The 9,579-nt window shown below is 43.1% G+C and carries 7 protein-coding genes, 1 rRNA gene and 1 riboswitch; of the genes, 3 read left to right on the top strand and 5 right to left on the bottom strand.

Annotation, left to right across the window (positions count from 1 at the left end; genetic code table 11):
* Positions 1-331: ribosomal RNA gene (locus K358_RS0101190) — 16S ribosomal RNA — on the bottom strand; the annotation flags it as partial.
* 607 nt (positions 332-938) lie between these two features.
* Here K358_RS0101190 and K358_RS0101185 point away from each other — a divergent pair.
* Positions 939-1,397, top strand: coding sequence for an RNA recognition motif domain-containing protein (locus tag K358_RS0101185; protein WP_027695124.1), 459 nt, complete (start codon positions 939-941; stop codon positions 1,395-1,397).
* Here the strand turns inward: K358_RS0101185 and murI are convergent.
* Both murI and K358_RS0101175 read right to left on the bottom strand, forming a co-directional pair.
* Positions 1,360-2,175 (bottom strand): glutamate racemase, encoded by an 816-nt coding sequence (gene murI / locus K358_RS0101180; RefSeq protein ID WP_027695123.1) that lies wholly within the window; start codon positions 2,173-2,175, stop codon positions 1,360-1,362. The genes K358_RS0101185 and murI overlap by 38 nt on opposite strands.
* A 123-nt stretch (positions 2,176-2,298) precedes the next feature.
* Positions 2,299-4,113: a TonB-dependent receptor domain-containing protein gene (locus tag K358_RS0101175; protein ID WP_027695122.1), complete on the bottom strand. Its 1,815-nt coding sequence runs from the start codon at positions 4,111-4,113 to the stop codon at positions 2,299-2,301.
* Positions 4,114-4,150: 37 nt separating this feature from the next.
* A riboswitch (cobalamin riboswitch) is annotated at positions 4,151-4,379 on the bottom strand.
* 165 nt (positions 4,380-4,544) lie between these two features.
* Between K358_RS0101175 and trmA the strand changes: the two genes are divergently transcribed.
* A complete protein-coding gene (trmA, locus tag K358_RS0101170) occupies positions 4,545-5,651 on the top strand; it encodes a tRNA (uridine(54)-C5)-methyltransferase TrmA (RefSeq protein WP_027695121.1) in 1,107 nt (368 codons plus the stop codon).
* Between the two features lie 121 nt (positions 5,652-5,772).
* Here trmA and fabR read toward each other — a convergent pair whose 3' ends face one another.
* Positions 5,773-6,387 carry an HTH-type transcriptional repressor FabR gene (gene fabR, locus K358_RS0101165; RefSeq protein ID WP_027695120.1) on the bottom strand — a complete coding sequence of 205 codons (615 nt, stop codon included), beginning with the start codon at positions 6,385-6,387 and terminating at the stop codon, positions 5,773-5,775.
* Positions 6,388-6,627: 240 nt separating this feature from the next.
* Here fabR and sthA point away from each other — a divergent pair, with 240 nt between their 5' ends.
* Complete coding sequence (gene sthA, locus K358_RS0101160; RefSeq protein ID WP_027695119.1) at positions 6,628-8,028, top strand: Si-specific NAD(P)(+) transhydrogenase; 1,401 nt, start codon at positions 6,628-6,630, stop codon at positions 8,026-8,028.
* Between the two features lie 109 nt (positions 8,029-8,137).
* On the opposite strand, the gene dinF is transcribed toward sthA, so the two are convergent.
* Positions 8,138-9,505, bottom strand: a complete 1,368-nt coding sequence (gene dinF / locus K358_RS0101155; protein WP_038149414.1) for an MATE family efflux transporter DinF — start codon at positions 9,503-9,505, stop codon at positions 8,138-8,140.
* Positions 9,506-9,579 lie beyond the last annotated feature (74 nt).

Here is a 9,579-nt window from a genome sequence, read left to right as displayed (position 1 = left end):
CGTGTCTCAGTCCCAGTGTGGCTGATCATCCTCTCAGACCAGCTAGGGATCGTCGCCTTGGTGAGCCATTACCTCACCAACTAGCTAATCCCACATAGGCGTATCCAGTAGCGCGAGGCCCGAAGGTCCCCCGCTTTGCTCCAAAGAGATTATGCGGTATTAACAGTCGTTTCCAACTGGTATCCCCCTCTACTGGGCAACTTCCTATGCATTACTCACCCGTCCGCCGCTCGACGCCGAAGTTGCAAGCTCCTTCTCGTTTCCGCTCGACTTGCATGTGTTAGGCCTGCCGCCAGCGTTCAATCTGAGCCATGATCAAACTCTTCAATTAAAGTTTTGTTGGTCTTTCGACCGGCTCAATGAATACTGCCTTCAAACTACCTAAGTAATTTAAAGCTATTACCACTCCAACAGAATGATAATGAATTGACTGTGCTAATTATTAGTAAACTAATAACTGATTGGTCACTCAGTTCATTGATAAATCTTTTTGATTATCATCAACGAGTGCCCACACAGATTGATAGGTTTAAATTGTTAAAGAGCGTTGTTCTTATTGAAAGCGCTTAGCGCGTCTCGTTGAACAGGGCGGCCATTCTAGCTCAATAAATCATTGTGTCAAACACTTTTTTAAATTTATTTTCGCTTGCCTTTAAAAGGCTTAAACCGCTTTACCAACAAGGTCTGCATTGCTGCTTACTCCGTGTCAGTGAGGGCGCATTATAGGGAGTTATTTTAGGTTGGCAAGCGCTTTTTTGAATTTAAGTTTTGATTGCTTGTTTTTAAAGCAAACCGCGATGTTGTGATTATAATTTAAACATTTTGAGCGGTATCACAGCAATAAGTTGGTAAATGTCGGCTATTAAACGTAAGATCTAAGTGTCTACTTTATATAGACGTATTCTTATTTCCTTTTATTCAACTAGTAGTATGCAGATATGAACTCAAAAAAATCGACCATATTGGTCATCGCTCTTGCAGTACTTGGCACCGTTATCTTTTCCCTAACTAATGTAATCCCAGCTTGGGGAAGCTTTTTAATTGGTGTTGTCGCTACCTTCTTTATTACGTCTAATTCTTCTTCGTCAACGCAATCTCAAAGCTCATCTGATAAAGCTTCAACTCAAACGCTTTATGTAGGTAATCTTCCTTATAAAGCCAATGAGTCTAACGTTCGTCAGCTTTTCTCTGAATACGGCGAAGTATTTGCAGTTCGCTTAATGAAAGATAAGAGAACCGGTAAACGCCGTGGTTTTGGTTTTGTTGTAGTAGCAGAATCAGATACGGATAGCGTGATTTCTTCACTGAACGAAAAAGATTATATGCAACGTACTTTAAAAGTTCGTGTTGCTAATGATCCTAAGCATCCTGAAACTGGAGAATCTCAACAGGACTAAAACCAAAGTGTTCTAGCCCTTTATTCAGTGCCGCGCCATCCCATGGTGCGGCACTGCTGTATATGGAGTAGTAATTTTGCTTCGATTGACTATTCTTTTGTGACTCGACCTGTAATACCGCCCCGACTCTCATCGCAATGGCTTCACCTGAATCAATCAATGTGACCCTCAAACCAAACACTTGCTGAATTTCAGATCTTAATAACGGAAAGTGAGTACAACCAAGTACTGCTACATCTATCTTATTGATTAGTGGCAGTAAGATTTCTTTCAATTCGTCTAAATTAACCGCTTTCCCTCTGATCTTTTCTTCTGCCATCATCACTAAACGCGTCGAACCTAATAGTTTCACCTCAACTCCGGATGAAAATTGCGAGATGAGGTCATGCGTATAAGGACGCTTTACGGTTGCAGGGGTCGCGATCAAGCCAATCGCCTGTTTTGATATTGCGGCTGCCGGTTTAATGGCAGGGACTACGCCAACAACCGGAATATTCAATGCTTGTCTCAAGTGAGGTAAAACAATTGTACTGGCGGTATTGCAAGCGATCACCACGATATCAATACTTTGCTTAGTAACGATATTAGCAACCAATTTAACCACACGCTCAATAAGAACTTGCTCAGGAAGCTCTCCGTATGGGTAGGCTTCATTATCAAAGAGATACAGATAATCCAGCTGAGGGTATCGTGCTTGGATCTGCTGATAGACTGAAAGCCCACCGACACCAGAATCGAAGATTAATACTTTTGGAATAGAATTAGCTGAATGATCCACAACACTTACTCATGATAAACGGTACTGGTTGCATGATACTCTGCTAACTAAATGGATGGAAATAAAACACAGAGGAAGATAAAAATGCCCTCGAAGAATAGAGGGCACTTAGATTGCATAATATTAGAATTGGTAAGCTATCGAACCATAGTAGGTTCTTTCCGGTTCAATATAGTTAGCAGCAGTTTGGTAATCGGTATCGAATAAGTTTTCAACTTTGGCCGATACTATCCATTGCTGGGTCAGATTATAACTGGCACCTAAGTTCACTAAGCTATAACCATCTAATCGAACATCACCACTATCATAACGTTTGCCTTGGTATACATAGCTTAGATTTGCTTGCCAAGTTTCCGCTTGATAACCAACTTGCCATTTATAGTTTTGGCGAGCAATACGAATCGCATCATCACCGGTCGCTTTATCTTCTGGATCTAAATATTCCAATGAAACTTGATGGTACAACGGTCCAGTATCAAAACTTCCCACCCATTCAACACCTTGAATAATTAAACTGTCATTTTCACAGGTAGAGAAAGCTGACTGGCAGCTGATTCGATTATCGATGTCATTATAGAAGCCAGCTAAACGCCAACTTAAGAAGCTATGCTCACCTTCGATTGCCACTTCATAATTGGTCGACTCTTCTGGCTCCAAATCTGGGTTAGAATACCCCGGATAATAAAGTTGATTAAAGGTTGGCGCTTTAAAGCCAGTACCGACATTAGCTGTTAATCGCAGTGATTCAACAAATTGCCAGCCGGCACCAAGCTGCCAAGTGGTTTTATCACCAAACTGCTCATTGTCATCAAAGCGGACACTGCCTTCTAATTGAATAACCTCACCATTGTGCCCTAAGGTAAGATAAGCCGCTTTATTGTCGCGTTCTTGTTCTTCATAAACTGTATCTGAGTCACTGACATCATCATTTAAATATTCAGCGCCAAATCCAATCGAGTCAGCTTTGGTGACTTGGAAGTTATTACGCCAAGTTACTTGGTTTCTTTGCGTTACCGTTTGAGATGAAGGGACATTATGTTGAGTTTTTGATTTATCTTGGCTGTTGCCATAGGTCAAGTTGGAAACAAAACGTTCCGTGCTATAAATAACTTGGCCATTAATGTTGTAATTGCTGGTTTTATTTTGATCAGCACTCGGGCCCCATGTAGGGTCATAGTCGTATTCAGTTTGCCCTTGATGATAATAACCATTCATGCGGATAATCCAGCTATCGTCTAACTGCACTCCCCAATCTGCCACAAAGTTACTATTCTCGTAGCCATCGCGGTCGTCATCACCAAATTCAGCCACGTTATAGCCATCAGAATGCTGATATTGAGTCGTAACATTCAACCAAGCTTTATCACTCGGCACCATCGCGACTGATCCTGTATAGCTTTGATAACCATTAGAACCACCTGTCGCTTTTACACTGCCGGTAGTCTCTTGGTTATTACCATGAGTGATAATGTTAATTACCCCAGCACTGGCATCGGCACCATAAACAGCAGCACGTGAGCCTCTAAGGTATTCAATTTTTTCTATACCAGCTAACGGCACTTGACTAATATCCGAATAACCTAATGTAGCACTGCCTAAGCGAACACCATTAAACATCACCACAACATTGTCACTACCACGAACAAAAACCTTAGAGGGTTGGTTCGGTCCGCCATTAGTACTCAACTGCACACCTGGTAATTGTCGTAACACATCACTGAGAGTATTCGCTTGTGAGTCGGTTATATCTTGCTTAGAAATTTCGATAATAGGGGTAACAAGATTGGTCACTGGATCAGTACGCTTAGTCGCGGTCACCAACATCACATCAGTAGTGGCACTGGCGGTTGACTCTTGCGCTACAGCAAAAGGAGATAAAGAAAGGAAAACGCCACCAGCAAGACTACTGATCGCGGTTGCTAAAACCGTTTTTTTCATTGTTAATAAGTCCTAAAACGCGAGAAACATAATGAGCAATTGCTCTGAATCACTGGCAGGTATTCGGACTTAAAGCTCGACAGTATTCCTTACTATCACCTACTCCTTTCAACTTCCCACCTCATAAAGGTAGTGTCTGGCTATTCACCCAAAAGTTTCGTTCTTCTTACCGCTGCGCGTCAGTTCTGGATTTACACCAAATTCCCTTTTCAGCCATCGCTATTCGTATATGAATAGGATAGACACCAGCTGATTGCATCCTAAAGTGCTAAGATCTTGATGTCTACTGATAGTTAACGGCAGGCGATGTTTTTCTTAACTTCATTCAAAAAATCAATATATCGAAATCAGCTCAACACAAAACTGGACATCTGGTGCTCGATGGATAAAATCTGCGCTCCTTGTTCACGGTTTCAAATAAAAGGCTTTTTATGGCAACTCACACTAGCGACACCACCAGCTACGCTCAACAACTCGACCAAAAGTTGCTGCGCCTAGACGACATGTTTGGTGAATTTACCACGCCAGAAATCGAAGTATTTGAATCCCCTGAACAATATTATCGTATGCGGGCGGAATTTCGCGTATGGCACGAAGGCGAAGACATGTACTACATCATGTTTGACCAAGCGACTCGCCAAAAATATCGTGTTGACCATTTCCCAACCGCAAGTCGATTGATTAATGACTTAATGCCGTTACTCATGGATGCCATGAAAGATAATGCGATATTAAGAACCAAATTATTCCAAGTAGACTTTCTGTCGACCTTAAGCGGTGAGATTTTAGTGTCGCTACTCTACCATCGCCACCTGAACGATGAATGGCAACAAGAAGCGCGCGCACTTAAACAAAGACTCAATGAAGAAGGCTTTAACTTAGATCTCATTGGCCGTGCCCGTAAAATGAAAATTGTCATGGATCGTGACTACGTAGTAGAAAAGCTGCACGTAAATGGTAAGCCTTACATTTATCAGCAAGTTGAAAATAGCTTTACCCAACCAAACGGCATTGTGGCGCAAAAAATGTTGGAATGGGCAGTCGACTGCACTCAAGACAGCCAAGGAGATTTACTGGAGCTTTATTGCGGTAACGGCAACTTCTCACTGGCTTTAGCACAGAACTTTGAACGTGTGTTGGCAACAGAGCTGGCTAAGCCATCGGTCGATTCCGCGCAATACAATATTAAAGCCAATAATATCGATAATGTACAAATCATTCGTATGTCGGCAGAAGACTTTACCGATGCAATGGAAGGTAAACGGGAGTTCCGCCGCTTAAAAGACAATAATATCGATTTAACCAGTTACAACTGCAATACCATTTTTGTTGATCCACCTCGTTCAGGGATGGATGAAGGGACTTGTAAAATGGTACAAGGTTATGAGCGCATCATGTATATCTCTTGTAACCCAGAAACCTTGAAAGACAATTTAGAGATCTTGGCGCAAACTCATAACATTACTCGCTTTGCACTGTTTGATCAGTTTCCATTCACTCACCATATGGAAGTGGGTGTGTTCCTAGAACGCAAATAAGCTTTCCAACAGCAATAATATCCAACACGTAATAACCAATAAGCCGCTGAATATTGAATACTCAGCGGCTTATTTCGTTTCCCTTCTTTTGTTTTCATTGAAAGGGAAAGGCTTTTAATGATTAATCGCTCTTCTTAATGGAGCCTTTCATCAAAGTACTGCCCTTCGCCAGCATTCTTAATTGCAAAATCATACGCTCTGCCAGAGCATCACGAGCATCTTCTTCTAGATCAAGCGCCTCAGCACCAGAGGTAAAGACAATCATTACGGAGGCTTCCGCTTGAATAGCTGCTACTTCTCGCGCCATTCCAGCACCGACTAAATACTCGGTTAATTCTGCGCCAAAATGTTGGATCTCACGCGCCACCGCGGCACGGAATTCAGCCGACGTCCCCGAACGTTCACGCAATAGCAGACGAAACACGTTAGGGCTTTGTTCAATAAACTCCATAAAGGTTTGCACCGAGGTACGGATTAAGCTGCCTTCCGCCACAATGCGTTGGCGAGCCTGACGCATTAATTGTCTTAATAGCAGCCCACCTTCATCCACCATCACCAAACCGAGTTCATCCATATCTTTAAAGTGACGGTAAAAAGAGGTTGGTGCAATCCCCGCCTCACGAGACACTTCTCGTAGACTTAAATTTGAAAAGCCGCGATCAGCGCTAAGTTGCCCAAAAGCGGCATCAATTAATGAGCGACGTGTTTTTTCTTTTTGTTGAGCTCGAATACCCATTATGCTTTCTCGTTGATCACCATCTGGCTAATATACCGATAAATGTATCTATCGCCTATCTTCGCTCAATAAATTATTCAACAGCAGGCTATTTTTCTCTCTCAGCATCAATCTATGTGATCGTGGCGACTGTCTTTCACCTCAATCATTTACCCAATAATTTAATGCGTTACTATCTTACCTCTATCGAATATTGATTCGGTACGCATTTCAGGATTTCACACAATATCAAGGGAAAGCATGATGAATTCAACACACTTTGATGTCATTGTCATTGGTAGTGGCCCTGGCGGTGAAGGTGCCGCAATGGGGTTGGCAAAAGCAGGACTTAACGTTGCAATAATTGAAAAAGAAAGTAGCGTTGGTGGCGGTTGTACTCACTGGGGAACCATTCCTTCTAAAGCCCTCCGTCATGCAGTCAGCCGCATTATTGAATTCAATAGCAACCCGCTTTTCTGTAAAAACAACACTAGCTTAACGGCTTCATTTTCCGACATTCTCGACCACGCCAAAAGTGTCACAGATAAACAAACTCGCTTACGCCAAGGGTTTTATGATCGCAACGCTTGCACCCTATTATTTGGTAGTGCCAAGTTTACTGGCCCAAATAGCGTGTCGGTTGCACAATCCGATGGCACGTTTGAAGAATATACCGCTGATAAATTTGTGATTGCCACCGGCTCTCGCCCATATCAACCTGAAGATGTCGATTTTACCCATGAACGCATCTACAACAGCGACACTATTTTAAGTCTCAAGCATGATCCTAGACACATCATCATTTACGGCGCTGGGGTAATTGGTTGTGAATATGCTTCTATTTTCCGTGGCCTAGGAGTAAAAACAGATCTAATAAACACCCGAGATCGCTTACTGGCTTTCCTCGATAACGAAACCTCCGATGCCCTTTCCTACCATTTTTGGAACAGTGGCGTGGTGATCCGCAACGATGAGACCTACCATAAAGTAGAAGGCACCGATGACGGCGTTATTGTGCACCTTGAATCCGGCAAGAAAATGAAAGCCGACTGTTTGCTCTATGCCAATGGACGAACAGGTAATACCGACAAGCTCGATTTAGAACAAGTGGGATTAACGCCAGACTCACGCGGACAGCTTTCGGTTAACAAGCACTACCAAACTGAAGTGGATCATGTTTACGCGGTAGGCGATGTGATTGGCTACCCTAGCCTTGCCAGCGCGGCGTATGACCAAGGGCGCTTTGTTGCTCAAGCGATTGCGAAAGGCAAAGCTGATGGATTCTTAATTGATGATATTCCAACCGGCATTTACACCATTCCAGAAATCAGTTCGGTTGGTAAAACAGAACAAGAGCTCACTGCCTCGAAAGTCCCTTATGAAGTAGGACGCGCGTCATTTAAACATTTAGCGCGCGCGCAGATCGCTGGTAAAGATATCGGTAGTCTGAAAATCTTATTCCATCGAGAAACGAAACAAATCTTAGGCATTCACTGCTTTGGAGAGCGTGCTGCGGAAATTATCCATATCGGACAGGCGATTATGGAACAAAAAGGCCCAGCCAATACCATTGAATATTTCGTTAATACCACGTTTAACTACCCAACCATGGCGGAAGCTTATCGGGTAGCGGCGCTCAATGGTTTGAATCGTTTATTCTGAAAGCAGCACCAGAAACTACACTAATCTCGAAAATAACGTAGTCACAAAACAAAGGAGCCAACTTGGGCTCCTTTTGTTTTTTACTACTCACTATCAACGATATTGGCCATCAAACCGATTCAATAAATCGTTGCTGCTTCCATTGGGTAATAAATATCACCGCAAGCCCAATACCACGCATTCCCATAAAGGTTAGCATCGACATCCACAATGCATGGTTGCCCCAAGAAGCGAAACTGAAATACAAGGCAAAAAAGCACAACATGGCGATAAGCATACTATTGCGCATATCTTTGCCTTTGGTCGCCCCGACAAAAATGCCATCTAATAAAAAACACCACATCGACACCAGTGGCATAACAATCAGCCAAGGTAGGTAAATATCTGCTTGTGCTTGTACATTAGGAATATCGGTAATCAGCCGAACCAATTGGTGGCCAAATAACCAAAACATCAAAGTTAAGAAAACACTGCACACTAAACCCCAAAATGAAGTACCGATTAACGAATTGAGTAATTGACCACGGCTTTTCGCCCCTACCGCTTTACCAACCATAGCTTCCATCGCGTAAGCAAAACCATCCATGCCATAAGACACCATCATCAAAAAACTCATCAATACTGCATTGGCAGCGACCACATCATCACCTAGTGCCGCACCTTGGAAGGTCATAAAACTAAATACGGCTTGTAGGCACAATGATCGTAAGAAAATATCGCTGTTTAATCGCAGCATTCTACCCATTCCATGAGTGGTAGAAGGTAGTAAGGTCAATACATTCGGAAGCTGTTGCTTGATCCAGGTACGCATCACGAAAAACAAGCCTAGTGATAAGCCGGTATAATCCGCTAAAACGGAAGCCCACGCTGCGCCTGCTACCTTCCAATCAAATACCAAGACAAACAACACATCCAAAATAATATTGGCAAGGTTAGTCACGATCACTAGCCACATCGGCGCTTTGGCATTTTGCGTTCCTAGCAACCAGCCTAAAATAACAAAGTTGGCGAGTGCTGCCGGCGCGCTCCACACACGAATCGAAAAGTATTGCATGCCGTAATGCTTCACTTCAGCACTAGCATTACTTAAAGAAAAAATCAGTTCAGCCAATGGCGAATGAAACAATAGGAACAAGCCAGCCAGCAACCAAGCTACCAACATACCTTGCAACCAAACATGGGCTAACTTTTGTGGGCTTTCTTCACCTTGTGCTTGAGCGGCGAGTCCGGTGGTGGCCATACGCAAAAAACCTAGCAACCAAAACGTCACGCTGATCATGGTACTACCTAGTGCCACGCCACCTAGATACCAGGCGTAGTCTAAATGACCGATCACCGCTGCATCGACTAAACCTAAAAGAGGCACCGTAATATTAGAAAGCACCATAGGAATGGCGAGCAACAACACCTGCTTATGCAAAGAGCGTTGCGAGAGAATTTGTTGAAGCAGTTGGAATGACGAAGATTGTTTGATCACGAAAACCTCACTTAGATGAGGCGACAGTTTACCCTGTCTAAAGGTCTGGATGATAGCTCTGAATTCTGCATCTT

It is taken from the genome of Vibrio litoralis DSM 17657, from assembly GCF_000426765.1.
Lineage (GTDB): Bacteria > Pseudomonadota > Gammaproteobacteria > Enterobacterales > Vibrionaceae > Vibrio > Vibrio litoralis.
The sequence above is the reverse complement of the archived record's forward strand: the minus strand, read 5'-3'. Positions and strand labels throughout refer to the sequence as shown.